The following is a 21,106-nucleotide window of genomic DNA, read 5'->3' as shown; positions in this document are numbered from 1 at the left end:
AGTGGATGAGCCGAACCTGTTTCACCCTTCGTTATTTTCGTAGAACAAACGCAGCATCACATAACGTACGAGAAAGGAGACATCACATGAAACCAGCTACAAAATCCGCGCTGAAGGCGGTCAGTGCCGGCGCTATCGCATGCTTTGCGTTGCACGCTCAGGCGGCCACGGTGACCATCGCCACGTTGAACAATCCGGACATGATCGAGCTGAAGAAGCTCTCGCCCGCTTTCGAGCAGGCGAATCCGGACATCAAGCTCAACTGGGTGATTCTCGAAGAAAACGTGCTGCGTCAACGCGCCACCACCGACATCACGACCGGCAGCGGCCAGTTCGACGTGATGACGATCGGTGCGTACGAAACGCCGCAATGGGGCAAGCGCGGCTGGCTCACGCCGCTCACCAATCTGCCCGCTGATTACGATCTGAACGACGTCGTGAAGACGGCTCGCGACGGCCTCTCGAGCGGCGGCCAGTTGTACGCGCTGCCGTTCTACGTCGAAAGCTCGATGACGTATTACCGCAAGGATCTGTTCGCCGCGAAGGGCCTGAAAATGCCCGATCAGCCGACCTACGACCAGATCGCGCAGTTCGCCGACAAGCTCACCGACAAAGCCAACGGCATGTACGGCATCTGCCTGCGCGGCAAAGCCGGCTGGGGCGAGAACATGGCCTATGGCACGACGGTGGTGAACACCTTCGGCGGCCGCTGGTTCGACGACAAGTGGCAGGCGCAGTTGACGTCGCCGGAATGGAAGAAGGCGATCACCTTCTACGTCGATCTGCTGAAGAAAGATGGTCCTCCGGGAGCCAGCTCGAACGGCTTCAACGAAAACCTGACGCTGATGTCCTCGGGCAAGTGCGCGATGTGGATCGACGCAACGGTGGCGGCCGGCATGCTCTACAACAAGCAGCAGTCGCAGATCGCCGACAAGGTGGGCTTTGCGGCGGCGCCGATTGCCGTCACGCCGAAGGGTTCGCATTGGCTGTGGGCGTGGGCGTTGGCCATTCCGAAGTCGTCGAAACAGGCTGACTCGGCGAAGAAGTTCATCGCATGGGCCACGTCGAAGCAGTACATCGAACTGGTCGCGAAGGATGAGGGCTGGGCCTCGGTGCCGCCGGGAACACGCCACTCAACCTACGCACGTCCGGAATACAAGGAGGCTGCACCGTTCGGCGACTTCGTGCTGAAGGCAATCGAAACGGCTGACCCGGATCATCCGACGTTGAAGCCGGTGCCGTATACCGGTGTGCAGTTCGTCGGCATTCCTGAGTTCCAGTCGTTCGGCACCGTAGTCGGTCAAAGCATCTCCGGCGCGATTGCCGGCCAGATGACGGTCGATCAGGCGCTGGCAGCCGGCCAGGCAACGGCGAATCGCGCCGTGCAACAGGCCGGGTATCAGAAGTAAAGCGGAAGCCAGCCACATGAGTCACGTGGCACGCGCCGGCTGACGCCCGTCAGCCGGCCCACGCAGCACAGTGGGCCGTCCCCTCCGTGTGGGCACCGCGACATCGCATTGTGTCGCGGTAGCCAGGCGGTTTAAGCGATCACGGCGGATAAAGCGCCGGCCCGCGCATTACCGAACAGGTGGTCAATCATGCGTCCTTTACGCCTGCCTCTTATGCATGCCCATCCCCAAACAGAAAAAGAACGCGAAACCCGCAAAGCCAATTCGGCCCGCTGGCTCGTCACGCCCTCAGTCGCCGTGCTCGTGCTGTGGATGGCGATTCCGCTGGCGATGACGATCTGGTTTTCGTTCTCGCGCTATAACCTGCTGAATCCGGATCTGAAAGGCTTCGCCGGTTTCGACAACTACAAGTATCTCGCCAGCGATCCGTCGTTCGGACCGTCGATCGGGCACACGCTCGAGTTGATCATCTCGGTGCTGGTGATCACGGTGGTCGGCGGCGTGCTGATGGCGATCCTGTTCGATCGTAAGTTCTACGGTCAGGGCATCGCGCGGCTACTGGCGATCGCACCGTTCTTCGTGATGCCGACCGTCAGCGCGTTGATCTGGAAGAACATGATCCTGCATCCGGTGTATGGCCTGATCGCACAGGGCATGCGCGCGATCGGTCTGCAGCCGATCGACTGGTTCGCCGAATACCCGCTCACGGCCGTGATCATGATCGTCGCGTGGCAGTGGTTACCGTTCGCGTTCCTGATTCTGTTCACCGCGATCCAGTCGCTCGATCAGGAGCAGAAGGAAGCGGCGCGGATCGACGGTGCGGGTCCGTTCTCGATGTTCTTCTACATCACGCTGCCTCACCTGAAACGGGCGATCGCGGTGGTGGTGATGATGGAGACGATTTTCCTGCTGTCGATCTTCGCCGAAATCTATACGACCACGGGCGGCGGTCCGGGCACCGCGACCACCAATCTGTCGTACCTGATCTATTCGCTGGGCCTGCAACAGTTCGACGTCGGTCTCGCTTCGGCGGGCGGCATTCTGGCTGTCGTGCTGGCTAACATCGTGTCGTTCTTCCTTGTGCGGATGCTCGCGAAGAACCTGAAAGGGGAGTACGAAAAATGAGCCACGTTGCCTCTACCTCTGCGTCGGGCACGGCGCCGATGACCGTGCCGGCCAAGTCGCCGTTCGCCGCAATTCGCCGCGGCCTTCCTGGCGTGATCGCCTGGCTCGTCGCGTTGCTGCTGTTTTTCCCGATCTTCTGGATGACGATCACCGCGTTCAAGACGGAGCAGCAGGCGTATTCGTCGTCGCTGTTTTTCATCCCGACGCTCGATAGCTTCCGCGAGGTGTTCGCGCGCAGCAACTACTTTTCGTTCGCGTGGAATTCAATCCTGATCTCGGCGGGCGTCACGCTGCTGTGCCTGATTCTCGCCGTGCCGGCCGCGTACGCGATGGCCTTCTTTCCGACGCGCCGCACGCAGAAAGTCCTGCTGTGGATGTTGTCGACCAAGATGATGCCGTCGGTTGGCGTGCTGGTGCCGATCTATCTGTTGTGGAAGAACAGTGGTCTGCTCGATTCGGTGTCCGGTCTGGTGATTGTCTACACGCTGATCAATCTGCCGATTGCGGTGTGGATGTCGTTCACGTACTTCGCCGAAATTCCGCGCGACATTCTCGAAGCAGGCCGGATCGACGGCGCGGCAACGTGGCAGGAAATCGTCTATCTGCTGATGCCGATGTCGCTGCCGGGGCTTGCCTCCACCGCGCTGCTGCTGGTAATCCTGTCGTGGAACGAAGCGTTCTGGAGCATCAACCTGTCGAGTTCGAACGCCGCGCCGCTGACTGTGTTCATTGCGTCGTATTCGAGTCCTGAAGGCTTGTTCTGGGCCAAGCTCTCCGCTGCTTCACTGCTTGCGGTTGCGCCGATCCTGATTGTCGGCTGGCTGTCGCAGAAGCAACTGGTGCGCGGTCTTACTTTTGGGGCGGTCAAATGACCGCAGGTACGACGGTAGGTCATTTCGCGCTGATCTGCGATTGCGACGGCGTGCTGATCGACAGCGAAGCCGTGGCGGCGAGCATGCTGGTGCACGAACTCGAGGCGCGCTGGCCCGATGCCGATGTCGAGCCGGTGGTGTTGCCGCTGCTCGGCTTGCGCATCGAAAAGGTGCTGCAGGGCACGGCGGCGCAACTTGGCAAGAGCCTGAGCGTCGAGGATATCGAGTCGATCCGCCAGGCGGTGGAAGCGGCGGCGATGCAGGCGTCGGCGGTCGTTGGCATCGAGTCCGCGCTCGCGCAGGTGCCGCTCACCAAGGCATGTGCGAGCAACAGTTTCCGGCCGTATGTGGAGAACGTGCTGGCGCGCACGGGCCTCGTGAAGTTCTTCGGCGACCGGCTCTTTTGCGCCGATGCGGTGCCGAATCCGAAGCCCGCGCCCGATGTCTATCTCGCTGCCGCGCTTGGTCTCGGCCTCGCGCCGTCCGCCTGCCTCGTGGTGGAAGACAGCGTGACGGGCGTGACGGCGGCAACCGCGGCGGGCATGACGGTGCTGGGCTTTATCGGCGGCGGTCATGCGAGTGACGCGCAGATCGACGCGTTGCATGCGGCGGGTGCGCGTACTGTGTTCGACGACATGCTGCAGTTGCCGGACCTGGTCGCGCAATGGACGCTGAGCGCGACGGCAGCGATACCGTAAGGGCAGCCGCGTTGGCGCAGCACCTGGATAAATGAATTAACGCAGCAAGAGCAATACACGGAGACACATCATGGCAAGCGTAACTCTGCGCAACATCCGAAAAGCCTACGACGACAACGAAGTGATGCGCGACATCAACCTCGACATCCTGGACGGCGAATTCGTCGTGTTCGTGGGTCCGAGCGGTTGCGGTAAATCGACGCTGATGCGGATGATCGCCGGCCTCGAAGACATCAGTGGCGGCGATCTGACCATCGACGGCACGCGCGTGAACGACGTGCCGCCCGCCAAGCGCGGCATCGCGATGGTGTTCCAGTCATACGCGCTGTATCCGCACATGACGCTGTACGACAACATGGCGTTCGGCCTGAAACTCGCCGGCACCAAGAAGCCGGAAATCGACTCCGCCGTGCGCAATGCGGCGAAGATCCTGCACATCGACCATTTGCTCGACCGCAAGCCGAAGCAGCTTTCAGGCGGCCAGCGCCAGCGTGTTGCAATCGGCCGCGCAATTACGCGCAAGCCGAAGGTGTTCCTGTTCGACGAACCGCTGTCGAATCTCGACGCCGCGCTGCGAGTGAAGATGCGCCTCGAATTCGCGCGCCTGCACGACGAGCTGAAGACCACGATGATCTACGTGACGCACGATCAGGTCGAGGCCATGACGCTGGCCGACAAGATCGTCGTACTGTCGGCGGGCAATGTGGAGCAGGTCGGCAGCCCGACCATGCTTTATCACGCGCCGGCCAATCGCTTCGTCGCCGGCTTTATCGGCTCGCCGAAGATGAACTTTATGGAAGGGATCGTGCAGTCGGTGACGCACGACGGCGTCACGGTACGCTACGAAACCGGCGAGACGCAGCGCGTTGCGGTGGAGCCGGGCGCGGTGAAGCAGGGCGACAAGGTCACCGTCGGCATTCGTCCGGAGCATCTGCACTTCGGAATGGCTGACGACGGCGTGTCGGCACAAACCATGGCGGTCGAATCGCTTGGCGATGCGGCGTATCTGTATGCGGAATCTAGTGTCGCGCCGGATGGTTTGATCGCGCGGATTCCGCCGCTCGAACGCCACAGCAAGGGCGACACGCAAAGGGTCGGCGCCACGCCTGAGCACTGCCATTTGTTCGACAGCGAAGGGAAAGCCTTCCAGCGTAAGATCGTAGAAGTGCTGGCCGCGTGAGTATGTGATTGGGAAAGCGGCGGGCGCGCCGCTTTCCGTCCGGTCACGTTTATTCACGCTCAGGAAACGTTCATGCCCGCCTACGTCGTCATCACGCGCGAGAAAACGCTCGACCCCGCCAAACTGGAAGAATACAAACAGGACGCGCCCGCAGTCTTCGAGAAGCATGCGGTCATGGTGCTCGCGAGCCACGGGCGGAAAGAAGTGGTGGAGGGGCCGCCGATCGACGAAATCCTGATCCTCGAGTTCCCCAGTTACGACGAAGCGATCGCGTGGTATCGCAGCCCAGCGTATCAGGCGGTCAGCGAGACGCGCCTGCAGGGCGGCGAGTACCGCATCATCATCACGGAAGGGCTGCCAGTGTTGTAGAGCGGCGGTGTGCCGCCTGTAAGCCTTTTAAGCCGCCGCTTCGAGCGCCGCTCGCGCACACAACTCGTCGGTCACCAGTCCCGACAGCCAGCCGCCTTTAAGCACCGCGATCAGCGCTTCGCGCTTGCGCTCGCCGCCGGCAAAGCCGATGGTGGGGCGCCGCGGTGGCGAGTCGAGCGCGATGCTGGTGACGCGCCGGCCGGTCGGCGATTCGACGTGCGCGCCGGCGGCATCGATCGGCAGGCCGAGCATTTCGGCCACCGCACCGTTCTGCACCAACTCCTTCACTTCCGCGGACGTGATAAAGCCGTCTTCGTGCAACGGACATTTCGGCCCGATATTGCCGATGCCGACGAACGCGACATCCGCTTGCGCCGACAGCGATTCGACGATCCGGTACAGCCGGTGATTGCACCACTGTGCGCGTTCGGCTTCGCTATCGGCGAGCAATGGCGCGGGCAGCAGAAAATGCTTGCCGCCGGTCTTCTCCGAAATGTGCAGCGCGACGTCGTAGCGGTTCGAGGAGCCGTCCGAGGCGATCGCCCCGACCATCGATACCAGGCGATGCTGCGGACGCTCCAGTTGGGCGATCTGATCGACCGCGGCCTTCAGCGTACGGCCGCTGCTCACGGCGACCACCATCGGCTTTTCTTCGCCGAGATAGCGTTCCATGACTTGCGCGCCGGCCACCGCCAGCTTGCGGTCGACTTCTTCCGAGGTATCGCTGTCGATCGGTACGACTTCGCACATGCTCAGGCCGTAGCGCTTCGAGAGTTGATCGGCGAGCGCGAGGCAATCGGCCAGTTTGTGATCGACGCGTACGCGAATCAGGTTCTTTTCGACCGCGAAGGCAACCAGCCGCTGCGCGACCGGGCGCGACACCTGCAGCTTCTCGGCGATCTCGTTCTGGGTGTTGCCTGCGACGTAGTAAAGCCACGCGGCGCGGGTAGCAAGGTCTAATTTTTCTGTGGACTTGGGCACGGTGACGGTTCGCTTGAAGTGCGCCGATGATAGCAGCCGGTTCCCGCGTCTCAACGGCAACCGGCTGTGCTTTGCCGGTCAGGCGAGCGGTTGTCGCGCGGGGTCGAACAGCGGCCGCACGTGGCGGTAGAGCGCGCGATACGCTTCGAGCCGGTTGCGCAGTTCGGCGTGCCGTCGCGGGTTCGGCGTGAACTCCTTTTCGATCGGCGGCTTGCTCAGCACCTTGGCCGGGTCGCCGCCCGCCGCCAGCCAGCCGAGGCGTGCCGCGCCGAGCGCCGCGCCGGTTTCGCCGCCGCCGTGCTTGCGGGTGGCGGTGTCGAGCGCGTCGGCGAGCAGTTGTGCCCAGTAGTCGCTGCGCGCACCGCCGCCGAGCAGGGACAGTGCCTTTGCTTCGGTGCCGGCCGCGCGCAACGCGTCGAGGCCGTCGGTGAGCGCGAGCGTCACGCCTTCGAGCACCGCGTAGCCGAGCAACGCGCGATCGGTCGCGTGATTCATGCCGAAGAACACGCCCTGCGCATACGGGTCGTTGTGCGGCGTGCGTTCACCGGATAGATAGGGCAGAAAGAGCGGGGCAGTGGTCAACGCTTCCGCTGGGAGCGCCTCGATTTCGGCGAGCAGGGTCGGCTCGTCGGTGGAGGTGAGCTTGCAGACCCAGCGCAAACAGCTTGCCGCCGACAACACCACGCTCATCTGATGCCAGCGATCCGGAATCGCATGGCAGAACGCGTGCACCGCCGAAGCGGGATTCGGCCGGAAGCTGTCGCCGACCACGCACAACACACCTGAGGTGCCGAGCGAGACGAAGCCGTCGCCCGGTTGCGTCGCGCCGATGCCGATCGCGCTCGTGGCATTGTCACCACCGCCGGCCGCGACGATCACGCCGTCGCTCAAACCGAACTCGCGCGCCACCGCGGGAAGCAGGGTGCCGGACGGTTCACTGCCTTCGCACAAGGCCGGCATCTGCGCGCGCGTCATGTTGCAGGCGGCGAGCAATGAATCGGACCAGTCGCGTTTGGCGACGTCGAGCCACAGCGTGCCTGCTGCATCCGATGGATCGGACACCTTGCCGCCGGTCAGTTGCAGGCGCAGGTAGTCCTTTGGCAGCAGCACGCAGGCGGTCTGCGCGAAGATTTCCGGTTCGTGGTGCGCCACCCATAGCAGCTTCGGCGCGGTGAATCCGGGCATCGCGAGATTGCCGGCCACGGTGTGCAACTCCGGCGCGCGCTCGGTGAGCTCCGCGCACTCCTTGTCGCTGCGCATGTCGTTCCACAGGATCGCGGGCCGCAATACGCGGTCTTGCGCATCCAGCAGCACGGCCCCGTGCATCTGCCCCGAGAGGCCGATGCCGCGAATCTGCGCGAACTCGTCCGGATGTTTGGCGCGCAACGCGGCCAGCGCCGCGCGCGTGCCGGCCCACCAGTCTTCAGGATTCTGTTCGGCCCAGCGCTGATGCGGACGCGAAACCGTAAAGGGTGAGCCTGCGGTGCCGATCACGCGTCCATCGGAGGCGAGCAGCAGGACTTTCACTTCGGACGTGCCGAGGTCGATGCCGAGATACATGGGCGCGAAACCTTCGTCGTTAGGAATGCGCTACTTTAGCCGCACATGGCGCGCGGTGCCATGCGCATTAAGCCTGGCACCGGCGTGTTTCGCGTGGTTCGCTATAGCGCGAGTCAAGCTGCGCCGCGTTTGGCCAGCCACACGTCGACTCGCGCCAACGCGCCCGCCAACGCCGATTCCAGTTCCGGCGTCTGCGCCATGCTGCCCCAGAGCAGGCGGTCAGCGGCGAACGCTTGCAGCGGATCGGGCGCGCTAAAGAAGCCGCGGGCGATGCGTTCGTCCATCACGCCGTCCTGATACGCATACGGCAGCGTGCCGGCGTTCCAGCGCTCGAGGAAGCGGAAGAACAGCGCCGGCAACATCGCCGTCGCCGAAGGCGTGACGCCACGTTCGAAGCATTCGGCGAGCGTCGGCGCGATAAAGCCGGGCAGCTTCGAAAAGCCATCGGCCGCGACGCGCTGGTTGGTGTCCTGGATGTAGGGATTGCCGAAGCGTTCGAGCACCACGTCGCGATAGCGTTCGAGATCGAGCGGGCTCGGCGTGAGGCACGGAATCACGTCTTCGGTCACATAGTCGAAGGCGAATTTGTTGATGTCCGGATCGAGCGTCCCTTCGTGGATGTAGGTCAGTCCGACCAGCGTGCCCGCCCACGCAATGCAGCTATGCGTCGCGTTGAGAATGCGGATCTTCGCTTCCTCGTACGGCAGCACCGAGTCGACCAGTTCCGCGCCGACCTTTTCCCACGCGGGGCGTCCGGCAATGAAGCGGTCCTCGATCACCCATTGGATAAAGGATTCGCCCATCACCGGGCAGATATCGTCGACGCCGGTAGCGGCTTTCACGCGCTCGCGCACGTCGGGTGTCGGACGCGGCGTGATGCGATCGACCATCGAACTCGGGCACGCGGTGTTGTCGTCGAACCATTGCGCCAGGTCCTCCGCGCCGCGCCGTTCGAGAAACTCGCTCATGCCCGCATGAAAACGCTCGCCGTTGCTGCGCAGGTTATCGCAGGTCTGCAGCGTGACCGGGCCGGCGCCGCGCTTCATGCGTGCGTCGAGAATCGCCGCGAGCGCGCCGTAAATCGTGGTGTGGCCGCCTTTCAGATCAGCCGCGAGATCGGCATTGGCCGTGTCGAGTTCGTCCTGTTCGTCGAGGTAATAGCCGCCTTCGGTGACCGTGAACGCAATGATCTTGCAGGCCGGATCGGCGCCCGCTTCGATCAGCGCATCGAGACTCTCGGTCCACGGCACCACGCGCTCGATCGAACGAATCGTCTCGTACGCGCGCTCGCCCTGCGGCGTGACGGTCTCGAGCGTATAGACGCCGTTTTGCGCGGCGAGTGCGTCGAGCACCGCGTTCATGTCGCTGCGGATATTGCCGACTGTCAGCGACCAGTGCGGCTCGCCCGCCACCTTCGCCTCGTTCAACCGATGGAGATACCACGCCTGATGCGCGCGATGAAACGATCCCGCGCCGATGTGCAGGATCACGTGTGCGGCCGCGCCGCTGCCTTGCCCGCTGTTCATGTGCGTCTCCTGAATGTCCTTGATCGCACGGCTCGGCGCGTGCGTTTTTCTTGGGGTGGAGCATTTGCTCTGTCTGTGAGCGAATGATCGTACCCGGCGGAACGAATGTCAAGGCGACGTAGAGGGCTTTTCGTGGCGCAGCGCGGCGTGGCGGGACTTCCGGCGCGACTCGCGTGACGCCCGCGCGTTATGGGACGTGTCTCGCGGTGCGTATTGCATTGCATCAAATTTGACTTTCACCGCGCCAGGACTAACCCCAATGCAAAAAAGTATCGGTCTGCGGTTTGATTTTTAGTGGTGGATCAGGCTCTAGAGGGCTACTTTTCGCTATACAAGACGAAGTTCAGCGGCACCCGCAACACGCCGCTTCATGGAGGAAGACGCGAATGCAACCCGATCTGGAAGTCGTCGCCGTACGGCGCGACGAATCCTTCAAAGTGTGGTCGCACGGCTATCCGTACCGCACGGTGCGCTGGCACTTTCATCCGGAATACGAAATCCATCTGATCGTGGCGACGACCGGCAAGATGTTCGTCGGCGATCACATCAGCAGCTTTACGCCTGGCAACCTTGTGTTGATGGGGCCAAACCTGCCGCACAACTGGGTCAGCGATGTGCCGGAAGGCGAGACGATTGCGCAGCGCAATCTGGTCGTTCAGTTCGGGCAGGAGTTCGTGTCGAGTTGCATGGGCAGTTTTCCGGAGTGGCGCCAGGTCGAAACATTGCTTGCCGATTCGCGCCGCGGCGTGTCGTTCGGTACAGAAACGAGTGCGGCGATCCAGCCGTTGTTCCTCGAATTGCTGGCGGCGCGCGGACTGCGCCGTCTCGTGCTGTTCATGTCGATGCTCGAGATCCTGATGAACGCCGAGGACCGCGAGATGCTTGCCAGTCCCGCCTATCAGGCCGACCCGACCGGTTTTGCGTCGACGCGCATCAATCACGCGCTCTCGTATATCGGCAAGAATCTGTCCAACGATCTGCGCGAATCGGATCTCGCGCAACTTGCCGGGCAAAGCGTGAGTGCATTTTCGCGTTACTTCCGCCGTCATACCGGGCTGCCGTTCGTGCAGTACGTGAACCGCATGCGTATCAACCTCGCGTGTCAACTGCTCACGGACGAAGAACTGAGCGTCACCGATATCTGCTTCAAGGCGGGCTTTAACAACCTGTCGAATTTCAACCGGCAGTTCCTCGCGGTCAAAGGCATGGCGCCTTCGAAATTCCGCCGCTATCAGCAACTGAACGATGCGAGCCGCGACGCTTCCGAAGAAGCTGCCGCGCGCGGCGCCGGCATCGACAATGCACCCGCGATCGTGCTCGCGCCAGGTTTGCCACGCAGTGCTGCCGCTGCCTATCCACCGACGTAGTCCTCCTACGCCACGCTAAAAGCCGAAGCGTTCTAACTCATCCGCGTTTCAATACCTATCGCGCTGTCCAAAGACAGCGTGAGGGACGTGCTCATCTCATCGAACAGTTTTAATAACGGAGACAACCATGACGCAATCCACTTCGAAGCAAACATCGTTGAAGACCTTCGCGCGCAGCACGGCTGCGTTGGCGACGCTTGCATTCGGTCTTTCGTTTATCGCCGCGCCGGCAGCACTTGCCGCGCCGGCAGCACTTGCCGCGCCGCTGAAGATCGGCATGACGTTTCAGGAGTTGAACAACCCGTACTTTGTGACGATGCAAAAGGCGCTGAACGATGCGGCTGCGTCGATTGGCGCGACGGTGGTCGTCACCGACGCGCATCATGACGTCAGCAAGCAGGTCAGTGACGTCGAAGACATGCTGCAAAAGAAGATCGACATCCTGCTCGTGAATCCGACCGATTCGACCGGCATTCAATCGGCGGTCACGTCGGCGAAGAAGGCGGGCGTGGTGGTGGTTGCGGTCGATGCGAACGCGAACGGTCCGGTCGATTCATTCGTTGGCTCCAAGAATTTCGACGCGGGCGAGATGGCCTGTGAGTATCTGGCGAAGTCGATTGGCGGCAGCGGCGAAGTGGCGATTCTCGACGGCATTCCGGTGGTGCCGATTCTCGAACGCGTACGCGGCTGCAAGGCAGCGCTCGCGAAAGTGCCGGGCATCAAACTCGTGGATATGCAGAACGGTAAGCAGGAACGCGCGACTGCGTTGTCCGTTACCGAGAACATGATTCAGGCGCATCCGAATCTGAAGGGTGTGTTCAGCGTGAACGACGGTGGCTCGATGGGCGCGCTCTCGGCGATCGAATCATCGGGCAAGGATATCAAGCTGACCAGCGTCGACGGTGCGCCGGAAGCGATTGCCGCGATCCAGAAACCGAATTCGAAGTTCATCGAAACGTCCGCGCAGTTCCCGGCCGACCAGGTGCGTATCGCGCTCGGCACTGCACTCGCGAAGAAGTGGGGCGCCAATGTACCGAAAGCCATTCCGGTCGACGTGAAGATGATCGACAAGAGCAATGCCAAGGGCTTCAGTTGGTAAGCCGAATGCTCGTTGCCAGGTGCATGTGCTTCTTCGATGAGCATGGCGACGAGCAGCAGAGGAGGACCCGATGGACACGATACTCAAGCTCGACAACATCACCAAAAGCTTTCCAGGCGTGAAGGCGCTGCAAGGCATTCACCTGGAAATCGCTCGGGGTGAGATTCACGCGTTGCTCGGCGAAAACGGCGCGGGCAAATCCACGCTGATGAAAATTCTGTGCGGCATCTATCAGCCGGATGAAGGTACGATCACGATCGCGGGCGAAGTGCGGCACTTCACTAACTACCACGATGCGGTCGCCGCGGGCGTGGGTATCGTGTTTCAGGAGTTCAGCCTGATTCCGTATCTGAACGCGGTGGAGAACATGTTTCTCGGCCGTGAGTTGAAGAACGGTTTGGGTCTGCTCGAACGCGGCAAGATGCGGCGTGCGGCGGCCGCGATTTTTCAGCGGCTGGGCGTGACGATTGACTTGTCGGTGCCGATTCGTGAGCTGTCGGTCGCGCAGCAGCAGTTTGTTGAAATCGGCAAGGCGTTGTCTTTGGAAGCGCGCATTCTGATTCTGGATGAACCGACCGCGACGCTCACACCCGCTGAAGCGGAACACCTGTTCGCGATCATGCGTGACCTGAAGACGCAGGGCGTCGCGATGATCTTCATCTCGCATCACCTGGAAGAGATCTTCGAGGTGTGCGATCGCATTACGGTGCTGCGCGACGGCCAGTACGTCGGCATGACGCAGGTCGCGCAATCCGATGTGAACCGCCTCGTGGAAATGATGGTGGGGCGCCGCATCGAAAACAGCTTTCCGCCGAAGCCGCCACTGCGTACCGACGCGAAGATCGTGCTCGACGTCGAAAAGCTGCAGTTGCTGAAAGACAGCCCGGTGCTGAGCTTCAATTTGCGTGAAGGCGAAATCCTCGGCTTTGCTGGACTGGTTGGTTCGGGCCGTACGGAAACCGCGCTGGCCGTGATCGGTGCGGATCCGGCCTATGTGAAGGAAATCCGTATCAACGGCGCGGCCGCAAAACTGTCCGATCCCGCTGACGCGTTGCGCGCCGGCGTCGGCATTCTGCCCGAGAGCCGCAAGACCGAAGGTCTGATCACCGATTTCTCGATCAAGCAGAACATCTCGATCAACAACCTCGGCAAATACCGCTCGCTGCGTTTCTTCATCGATCAGCGCAGCGAAGCGCGCGCCACCGCCGACATCATGAAGCGCGTCGGCGTCAAAGCCCCGACGATGCACACCGAAGTCGCAACCCTTTCAGGCGGCAATCAACAAAAGGTGGTGATCGCGCGTTGGCTGAATCACCACACCAACATTCTCATCTTCGACGAACCGACGCGCGGCATCGACGTCGGCGCCAAAGCCGAAATCTATCTGCTGATGCGCGAGCTCACCGCGCGCGGCTACTCGATCATCATGATCTCATCCGAATTGCCAGAGATCGTTGGCATGTGCGACCGCGTCGCCGTGTTCCGTCAGGGCCGCATCGAAGCGATGCTCGAAGGCGGCGAGATCGACTCGAACGCCGTGATGACCTATGCAACAGCCGGCACCCGTGGAGCAGTTCATGAACACGCCTAATCCTTCTTCATCGCCGAAAACGTCGACTGTCACTAGTGACACGCCGGGCGCACCGGTGCGTTTTACTTGGGCCGCGTTGAAACGCTCGACGCTCTTCTATCCGTTCATCGGCTTGCTGGTGGTGTGCATCGTGATGGTATTCGCGAGCGACAGTTTTCTCTCCGCTGCGAATTTGGAGAACGTCCTGCGCCAGGTGTCGATCAACGCGATCATTGCTGTGGGGATGACGTGCGTGATTCTGACCGGTGGTATCGATCTGTCGGTGGGCTCCGTGATGGCTTTGGCGGGCACGCTCGCCGCGGGCTTGATGGTGGCCGGGATGAATGCGGTGGCTGCCTTGGCAGTCGGCATCGCGGTCGGTTTGGGCTTCGGTGCTGCGAACGGGTTCTTCGTCGCGTTTGCCGGTATGCCGCCGATCATTGTCACGCTTGCGACGATGGGGATCGCTCGTGGCCTCGCGCTGATCTACACGGGTGGTTATCCAATCGACGGTCTGCCTGAGTGGGTCAGTTTCTTCGGCAGCGGCAAGATTCTCGGCATTCAGGCGCCGGTTGTGATCATGGTGGTGATCTATGCGATTGCCTGGGTGTTGCTCGAACGCATGCCGTTTGGCCGCTATGTCTATGCGATCGGTGGCAACGAACAGGCGACACGTCTGTCCGGCGTGCGCGTGGCTCGCGTGAAGCTGATCGTCTACTCGATTGCTGGATTGACGTCCTCCTTTGCCGCCATCGTATTGACTGCTCGTTTGATGAGTGGCCAGCCGAACGCAGGCGTCGGCTTCGAACTCGATGCCATCGCTGCCGTGGTGATGGGCGGTACCTCGATCTCCGGCGGACGCGGCTCGATCATCGGCACCTTGATCGGTGCGTTGCTGCTGGGCGTGCTGAACAACGGCCTGAACATGGTCGGCGTGAATCCTTATGTACAGAACGTGATCAAGGGCGGAATTATTTTGCTGGCGATCTACATCAGCCGCGACCGTAGAAAGTAACTCTTAAACGACCTCCTTTTAGCAGGACCATGCAATGACTCAATCCACGCAATCCGATAAGCAAAACATGACGGCGATCGTCTGCCACGCTCCGAAAGACTATCGCGTCGAACAGGTGTCCAAGCCTAAGGCTCGCGCGCATGAGTTGGTGATCCGCATCGCCGCGTGCGGCATTTGTGCGAGCGACTGTAAATGTCATTCGGGTGCGAAGATGTTTTGGGGCGGCCCGAGCCCGTGGGTCAAAGCGCCGGTGATTCCGGGGCACGAGTTCTTCGGTTTCGTCGAAGAAATCGGCGAGGGCGCGGTGGATCATTTTGGCGTGAAGATCGGCGACCGCGTGATCGCCGAACAGATTGTGCCGTGCGGCAAGTGTCGCTATTGCAAATCCGGCCAGTACTGGATGTGTGAGGTGCACAACATCTTCGGTTTTCAGCGCGAAGTCGCGGACGGCGGCATGGCCGAGTACATGCGCATTCCGCCGACGGCGATCGTCCACAAGATTCCCGACGGCATCTCGCTCGAAGACGCGGCGATCATCGAACCGCTTGCTTGCGCGATCCACACTGTGAACCGCGGTGATCTGCAACTCGATGATGTGGTGGTGATTGCCGGAGCAGGTCCGCTTGGCTTGATGATGACGCAAGTCGCGCATCTGAAAACGCCGAAGAAGCTCGTCGTGATCGATCTGGTTGAAGAGCGTCTGGTACTTGCGCGTGAATACGGCGCGGACGTGACGATCAATCCGAAACAGGAAGACGCGCTGGCGATCATTCATTCGCTGACAGATGGCTATGGTTGCGACGTCTACATCGAAACGACCGGCGCGCCGATCGGCGTCAATCAGGGCATGGAGATGATTCGCAAGCTTGGTCGCTTCGTCGAGTTTTCCGTGTTCGGTGCGGATACGACGCTGGACTGGTCGGTGATCGGCGACCGCAAGGAACTCGATGTGCGCGGTGCGCATCTGGGTCCATACTGTTATCCGATTGCGATCGATTTGCTGGCTCGCGGGCTCGTGACGTCGAAGGGTATTGTCACGCACGGTTTTTCGCTGGAAGAATGGGACGAAGCGATCAAGGTCGCTAACTCGCTCGATTCGATCAAGGTATTGATGAAGCCGCGTGCCTGAGTGCTTGGCGCGGCGTGAGGCAAGGACGAGCGGCATATAAACGGAGACTGTATGGACTACGTCATCGGCGTCGATATCGGCACGCAGAGCACCAAGGCTTTGCTGGTCGATCAGCACGGCGCGATCGTCGCGCAGCATGCGTCGAGCTATCAACCGGATACGCCCAAGCCGCTATGGGCCGAGCAATGGCCGGCGATGTGGTTGAAGGCGGTTGTGGAGTGTATTGCGGCTTGCGTGCGCAAGGCGAAGGAGGCGGGCGTTGCGGCGAAGTCGATCAAGGCGGTGTGCGTGAGCAGTCTGTATGGTGGCTCGGGGATTCCCGTCGATAGCGATATGCGGCCGCTTTATCCGTGTCTGATCTGGATGGACCGGCGTGCGACCGATCAGGTCGAGTGGGTGCGTAAAAACATTGACCTGGAGCGGTTGTATGCGATCACGGGCAACGGCGTGGACAGCTACTACGGTTACACGAAGATGATGTGGTTGCGCGATCACGAGCCGGAAATCTGGGCGCATACGCGTTACTTCCTGCCGCCGAATGCTTACGTGATTTATATGTTGTCCGGCGAGGTCGCCGTTGATCATAGCTCGGCGGGCAATATTGGCGGCATCTACGATATTGCGAAACGCGACTGGTCGGATGAAGCGCTCGACATGCTTGGCATCCCTGCGACGATGATGCCGGAGCGGCTGGTGGAATCGTCGGACGTGGTGGGCGGGTTGTTGTCGCAGTGGACCGAGCAGCTTGGATTGGAGGCGGGCACGGCGATCGTTGCGGGTGGCGTGGATGCCGCCGTGGCGACGTTTGCCGCGGGTGTGACGCGTGCGGGGCAGCACGTTGCGATGATCGGTACGAGTATGTGCTGGGGGTATATCAATCAGACCGTCGATGCTCGGCATGGGCTGATCAGCATGCCGCATGTGTTCAACGGTCAACGCGATATTTATGTTTTTGGTGGTGCGATCACAGCGGGTGCTTCGGTGACGTGGTATCGGGAGCAGTTCTGTCATGCGGAGACCGAGGCGGCGCGTGCGATGGCGAATGGGGATCCGCATCGCTTGCTTGAAGAGAGTGCTTCTCAGATTCCCGCAGGCTCTGACGGGGTGATGTTCTTGCCGTATTTGATGGGGGAACGAAGCCCCGTGTGGGATGCGAAGGCGAGTGGGGCGTTTGTTGGTCTGAGCCTGTTTCACACGCGGGCACATCTGTATCGCGCGGTGCTGGAGGGCGTGTCGTTCGCGTTGAAGCACAACATCGAAGCGGGACGTAAAGGCGCGCAATCGCTGGATGACAAGTTGATCGTCGTGGGCGGCGCCGCGCATTCGGATTTGTGGATGCAGATCATTGCGGACATTACCGGCTATCCGGTCTATACGATCGAGCAGGACGTAGAGGCAGCGATGGGGGCGGCGTTGCTGGCTGGTGTCGGCGTTGGTCTGGTATCGCGTGAAGAAGCGCAGAACGGATGGGTCACGCTGATTGAACGTGCAGAACCGAATGCGCAACGGATGGCGCTGTATGAGCAGCGGTTCGGCGTTTATACGGATTTGTATCCGGCGTTGAAGCCGCTCATGCATCGGTTGCAGACGTCATGAATGCTACTTTTGATTTTTCTGGTCGCTCGATTCTCGTGACGGGCGCGTCGAGTGGGATTGGGCGTGCGACGGTGGAAGCGTTGTGCGGTTCCGGCGCGAATGTGGTCGCGGCGGCACGGAATGTGAATGAGCTTGCGCGGTTGGCTGAGGAAACGGGCTGCGAGCCGATGATGCTCGATGTGAGCGATGAGTCCGCTATTGATGAGGTATTGGGTTCGCTCGAGGCGTTTGATGGGCTCGTGAACTGTGCAGGGATTGCTTTGCTTGAGCGTGCGGTGGATACGACCGGCGCGAGTTTCGATCGCGTGATGGGGGTGAATGCGCGTGGGGCGGTGTTGGTTGCCAAGCACGTGGCTCGCGGGATGATCGATGCGAAGCGCGCTGGCAGTATCGTGAATGTTTCCAGTCAGGCTGCGCTCGTGGCGCTGGATGATCATTTGAGCTATTCGGCTTCCAAGGCGGCGCTCGATGCTGTTACGCGGGCTTTGTGTATCGAGTTGGGGCCATACGGCATTCGAGTAAATAGCGTTAATCCTACGGTGACGCTAACACCGATGGCGGTGCAGTCGTGGAGTGATCCCGCGAAGCGTGATCCCGCGTTGAAGGCGATTCCTCTGCACCGCTTCGCGGAGTCCGCAGAGGTGGCTGCGCCGATTATGTTTTTGTTGAGCGACGCGGCTTCGATGATTAGTGGGGTTTGTTTGCCGATTGATGGGGGTTATACCGCGAGGTGACTCGTTTGTCTGCGCTGGGCTAACGGGTTGCGCGTATGCGGCGTTGGCGCGCACAGCGTCCCGCACCATCGTGGCAGACCGCGAGTCCACGTCCCGTTTTGCAGACAACATCCACGCTCGATGTCTCAAGGCGCAATAGCTTGATGGCATCAAACGTTTCTGACGCTAGGGCGTTAAGACCCTACGTATCTTCAGAATCACCGCACGCATTTTTCAAGTGTGACCGATTTCTCCTGCCGCAAGAAAGTGCGAGTCTCTACGGATAAGTTTGTTCAACTCCGTAGGAGACGGACTCGTGGCAAATACCACAACCAACAAAACGGCAGGTCTGGAGCGGATTACGACTGCAACCGGCGATTCGACTATCGCTTGCTTGCGTTGTACCAATGTCGAAGGCGGCCTACACCGCATCGGGGATCAGGAAGCCTACAACCATAAGGTTCATTGCGGCGACGATGCCCTTGCAAGACGGGCCGGAGTCTAAGCAATGCCGAACAAGAAAACCGTAGTTAGAACGAACTCGACACCCGGCTCGATCAAGGTGGTGGAGTTGAAGGTACTAACGTTTCAGGAACTATGGGACAACTATCCGACGGGCAATCCCTACGACAATCCGAAATACAAGGATCAGTGTGCAATCCGTATGAGCGTGATGCTCCACCGGGTCGGTGTTGAAATGAAGTCATTTTCAGAAAAACTCGTGAAGCCGCTTTCCGGTGCGCCGACGATTGGGCGAATATTGCTTGATGGCAAGGCCACCGCCACGCGGGCTGATGAACTGGGCGAATGGCTGAACCTGCGTCCGTTTGCCGGTCTGCCAAAGGCAGAGAATATTACCGGGGCAGACTGGGAAGAAAAGGTTAAAGGGCGTACGGGTATCATCCAGTTTTCGCGATACTGGTCCCGCGCAGGAGAAAGTGCATCGGAAGCAAGCGGCGGCCACATCGACCTTTGGAATGGCAAGCGGCTAACAAACAATGGTGTGGTGGGGGCTACAGAAACGTTTATGCGCTTTACGCTTCGCATCAACGATCCGTGGATTCCTGTCTATTCTGACCTTAGAAGATCCAAGGCAATTCTGTTCTGGGAAATTAAGTGATTGCGTCATTTGGCATCTTCTTGATGGGTTGCATAGGGGGTCTTTTGATAGACCTAATCCCGCATGCCATACAGTTCACGATGCGTATCGACTTATGCAGAGAGTCATGTCCTTCATGGTTTCGGTTAGGTTCAATGCTGGTATATGGCGCAATGCCACTTACGTGGGGTGTGCTATCGGTTTTGTTTTTTCGACGATCAATCAGGCGGGCCTGTTTCGGAACGATGGCGTTGGCTGTATCGTTGACGCTAATTTTGCTCGTGACCTGGATGGCATACGCGTATCAGACGAGCCTTCTGAAATGAGGCGCGTAGCAGCCGTGGGTATTTTCTCGCCAATCAAACCAAATGTTATTTTGGCAATAAAATGAAAAGGCTCGCGGTGCTCGTGATGCTCGCTGTTATCGGGGCAATTACCGGCACCGCTGCCGCTTGCATAGTGCTCGCCTTCTCACCGGTATGCGGCTACGACTGTGAGAATCACGCTACCGGAATCTGGTTCTTCATGACCGTCGCGTGCCTTGTCGGGTTCCCTTTATTGGGACATGTGTTCACGCGCGGAGCACGATTGACGCTCAAACGAGGGTCTATTGTCTCCGCTGGATTGGTGACAACGGTATTGTTTGCGGCAGGATGCTTCTACGTCGTGGACCTTCGCAGACACTATGCGGATGCCGAGGCTGCATGCCCCGTAAGCGCTGATTTTGATTTCATGTACATGTCGATAGCAACGCGTGACGTGCAGACTTATACGAAGGCGTCGGACGGAGAGGTGAAGCCGTTGAGCGTCATACCCCAGTGGCAACGATGTACGGTCGACGGTGCGTGGTGCGATACAAACCCGAAGCAAGCGCATATGCGATGCAAGGCTGGCGTGGTCTATGTGAATGCAGCCGATTGGTCTGCGTTTTCTCTCGTACCGAAGGAAAATATTCCAGGGGCAGTACCCATGAAATCGATGAACCTTTGTGAACCTGGCAACGTACCAGATAACTAGTCCGATCACATTAGCTTCTCATTCGATTGTTGGGCGTCGAACACAACGACATGTGGGCTGATGCACGTCGAGAGTAAAGTGGCGCTGCTTGAACTTCAACGGACGCCGGTTCCGTTAAACCGGTACGAATAGAAAAGGCGCGAACGATTCGCGCCTCATTCTTTGTCGCGGCGCGATGGCCGCAACTTCACGTTAGTGTTTCACTGCTGTCTGCTGCGCATCCGCCCGCGCACACGCGGCTGCCTTTACGCGCTCCTGCTTACGCGTCACCGCTTTGTCTGACGCACCTTCGGCTTCGAGTGCAGCTTCCCCTGCTTCCCGTCCCGCCTCTGCAGCATCCGAGAGAAGCTTCGTCGCAAGCTTGGCCGTGATGCGACTGTGAGCAACTCCCTTTGCATCGAGCGCGATCACTTGGTATAGGTCACGGTCGCATTCAACTTCCTGCTGGTATTGCTCGACGGTATAGAGCAGGTGTTCCAGCAGGTTGCGCTCACTGCGTCTTTCCTCAACCGTCGTCGCTGGGCATCGGGTGATGCTCGCCGCGAGATCAATCAGTGTTCGAAGCTGTCGGATTTGTCGGTCGCACGCTCCAAAAGCCGACAGTGCGAGCTTTTCGTACTGGAGCGCATCAAAGGGCGGTCGTGATGCCGTTTGAGTCTTCTTAGTGGTTTTGGTCATGGTGCGATTTCCGATGTGTTCCTGAAACGCCCGACACTCTCTAACAGATGAATTAGTAAGGACTTCCCCGGTCTGCGGATCGTCACCGTCTGGTGCGATCATG

General features: G+C 60.2%; 21 protein-coding genes. 17 read left to right on the top strand and 4 right to left on the bottom strand.

What is annotated here, in order from left to right; genetic code table 11:
• The first annotated feature begins 86 nt into the window (after positions 1 to 86).
• The 6 genes from M0D64_RS34810 (at position 87) to M0D64_RS34785 (ending at position 5,653) form a co-directional block, all read left to right on the top strand.
• The gene (locus M0D64_RS34810; RefSeq protein WP_266261135.1) at positions 87 to 1,409 is read left to right on the top strand and encodes a sugar ABC transporter substrate-binding protein; all 1,323 of its coding nucleotides are present in this window, start codon (positions 87 to 89) and stop codon (positions 1,407 to 1,409) included.
• A gap of 189 nt (positions 1,410 to 1,598) precedes the next feature.
• Complete coding sequence (locus M0D64_RS34805) at positions 1,599 to 2,534, top strand: carbohydrate ABC transporter permease (RefSeq protein WP_093635644.1); 936 nt, start codon at positions 1,599 to 1,601, stop codon at positions 2,532 to 2,534.
• Positions 2,535 to 2,572: 38 nt separating this feature from the next.
• Positions 2,573 to 3,406 carry a carbohydrate ABC transporter permease gene (locus M0D64_RS34800; protein WP_233464749.1) on the top strand — a complete coding sequence of 278 codons (834 nt, stop codon included), beginning with the start codon at positions 2,573 to 2,575 and terminating at the stop codon, positions 3,404 to 3,406.
• The gene (locus M0D64_RS34795) at positions 3,403 to 4,104 is read left to right on the top strand and encodes an HAD family phosphatase (protein WP_171929012.1); all 702 of its coding nucleotides are present in this window, start codon (positions 3,403 to 3,405) and stop codon (positions 4,102 to 4,104) included. Before M0D64_RS34800 ends, M0D64_RS34795 begins: the two co-directional genes overlap by 4 nt.
• A gap of 70 nt (positions 4,105 to 4,174) precedes the next feature.
• The gene (locus tag M0D64_RS34790; RefSeq protein WP_266261134.1) at positions 4,175 to 5,284 is read left to right on the top strand and encodes an ABC transporter ATP-binding protein; all 1,110 of its coding nucleotides are present in this window, start codon (positions 4,175 to 4,177) and stop codon (positions 5,282 to 5,284) included.
• Positions 5,285 to 5,356: 72 nt separating this feature from the next.
• Positions 5,357 to 5,653 carry a DUF1330 domain-containing protein gene (locus M0D64_RS34785; protein ID WP_154558645.1) on the top strand — a complete coding sequence of 99 codons (297 nt, stop codon included), beginning with the start codon at positions 5,357 to 5,359 and terminating at the stop codon, positions 5,651 to 5,653.
• A gap of 27 nt (positions 5,654 to 5,680) precedes the next feature.
• On the opposite strand, the gene M0D64_RS34780 is transcribed toward M0D64_RS34785, so the two are convergent.
• The 3 genes from M0D64_RS34780 to dalD form a co-directional block, all read right to left on the bottom strand.
• The gene (locus M0D64_RS34780) at positions 5,681 to 6,634 is read right to left on the bottom strand and encodes a sugar-binding transcriptional regulator (protein WP_266261133.1); all 954 of its coding nucleotides are present in this window, start codon (positions 6,632 to 6,634) and stop codon (positions 5,681 to 5,683) included.
• A 78-nt stretch (positions 6,635 to 6,712) separates the two neighbouring features.
• Positions 6,713 to 8,194 (bottom strand): xylulokinase, encoded by a 1,482-nt coding sequence (gene xylB / locus M0D64_RS34775; RefSeq protein ID WP_266261132.1) that lies wholly within the window; start codon positions 8,192 to 8,194, stop codon positions 6,713 to 6,715.
• A gap of 113 nt (positions 8,195 to 8,307) precedes the next feature.
• The gene (dalD, locus tag M0D64_RS34770) at positions 8,308 to 9,720 is read right to left on the bottom strand and encodes a D-arabinitol 4-dehydrogenase (protein WP_266261131.1); all 1,413 of its coding nucleotides are present in this window, start codon (positions 9,718 to 9,720) and stop codon (positions 8,308 to 8,310) included.
• Positions 9,721 to 10,106: 386 nt separating this feature from the next.
• On the opposite strand from dalD, the gene M0D64_RS34765 reads away from it, so the two are divergent.
• From M0D64_RS34765 to M0D64_RS34715, 11 genes are all read left to right on the top strand, one after another.
• The gene (locus M0D64_RS34765) at positions 10,107 to 11,087 is read left to right on the top strand and encodes an AraC family transcriptional regulator (protein WP_171929016.1); all 981 of its coding nucleotides are present in this window, start codon (positions 10,107 to 10,109) and stop codon (positions 11,085 to 11,087) included.
• Positions 11,088 to 11,214: 127 nt separating this feature from the next.
• Entirely contained in the window at positions 11,215 to 12,186 is a 972-nt protein-coding gene (locus M0D64_RS34760; RefSeq protein WP_266261130.1) for an ABC transporter substrate-binding protein, read from the top strand.
• A gap of 70 nt (positions 12,187 to 12,256) precedes the next feature.
• Positions 12,257 to 13,777 carry a sugar ABC transporter ATP-binding protein gene (locus tag M0D64_RS34755; RefSeq protein WP_266261129.1) on the top strand — a complete coding sequence of 507 codons (1,521 nt, stop codon included), beginning with the start codon at positions 12,257 to 12,259 and terminating at the stop codon, positions 13,775 to 13,777.
• Complete coding sequence (locus M0D64_RS34750) at positions 13,764 to 14,771, top strand: ABC transporter permease (RefSeq protein ID WP_175050843.1); 1,008 nt, start codon at positions 13,764 to 13,766, stop codon at positions 14,769 to 14,771. Before M0D64_RS34755 ends, M0D64_RS34750 begins: the two co-directional genes overlap by 14 nt.
• A gap of 34 nt (positions 14,772 to 14,805) precedes the next feature.
• Complete coding sequence (locus M0D64_RS34745; protein ID WP_266261128.1) at positions 14,806 to 15,900, top strand: alcohol dehydrogenase catalytic domain-containing protein; 1,095 nt, start codon at positions 14,806 to 14,808, stop codon at positions 15,898 to 15,900.
• A 51-nt stretch (positions 15,901 to 15,951) separates the two neighbouring features.
• Positions 15,952 to 17,496 carry an FGGY-family carbohydrate kinase gene (locus M0D64_RS34740; protein WP_266261127.1) on the top strand — a complete coding sequence of 515 codons (1,545 nt, stop codon included), beginning with the start codon at positions 15,952 to 15,954 and terminating at the stop codon, positions 17,494 to 17,496.
• On the top strand, positions 17,493 to 18,230 hold the full coding sequence (locus tag M0D64_RS34735; protein WP_266261126.1) for an SDR family oxidoreductase: 738 nt from the start codon (positions 17,493 to 17,495) through the stop codon (positions 18,228 to 18,230). Before M0D64_RS34740 ends, M0D64_RS34735 begins: the two co-directional genes overlap by 4 nt.
• 295 nt (positions 18,231 to 18,525) lie before the next feature.
• Complete coding sequence (locus M0D64_RS34730) at positions 18,526 to 18,714, top strand: hypothetical protein (protein WP_171929023.1); 189 nt, start codon at positions 18,526 to 18,528, stop codon at positions 18,712 to 18,714.
• Positions 18,715 to 18,717: 3 nt separating this feature from the next.
• Complete coding sequence (locus tag M0D64_RS34725; RefSeq protein WP_171929024.1) at positions 18,718 to 19,329, top strand: type VI secretion system amidase effector protein Tae4; 612 nt, start codon at positions 18,718 to 18,720, stop codon at positions 19,327 to 19,329.
• A 106-nt stretch (positions 19,330 to 19,435) separates the two neighbouring features.
• Complete coding sequence (locus M0D64_RS34720) at positions 19,436 to 19,699, top strand: hypothetical protein (RefSeq protein WP_171929025.1); 264 nt, start codon at positions 19,436 to 19,438, stop codon at positions 19,697 to 19,699.
• Positions 19,696 to 20,325, top strand: a complete 630-nt coding sequence (locus M0D64_RS34715) for a hypothetical protein (protein WP_266261125.1) — start codon at positions 19,696 to 19,698, stop codon at positions 20,323 to 20,325. The genes M0D64_RS34720 and M0D64_RS34715 overlap by 4 nt, the downstream gene beginning before the upstream one ends.
• Before the next feature lie 192 nt (positions 20,326 to 20,517).
• On the opposite strand, the gene M0D64_RS34710 is transcribed toward M0D64_RS34715, so the two are convergent.
• Positions 20,518 to 21,003, bottom strand: coding sequence for a hypothetical protein (locus M0D64_RS34710; RefSeq protein WP_266261169.1), 486 nt, complete (start codon positions 21,001 to 21,003; stop codon positions 20,518 to 20,520).
• Between the last annotated feature and the right edge of the window lie 103 nt (positions 21,004 to 21,106).

Source organism: Paraburkholderia sp. WS6, from assembly GCF_030464835.1.
In the GTDB taxonomy this organism is placed as follows: Bacteria; Pseudomonadota; Gammaproteobacteria; order Burkholderiales; family Burkholderiaceae; genus Paraburkholderia; species Paraburkholderia madseniana.
Note: the sequence above shows the minus strand (reverse complement) of the source record. Positions and strands in the feature narration are given on the sequence as shown.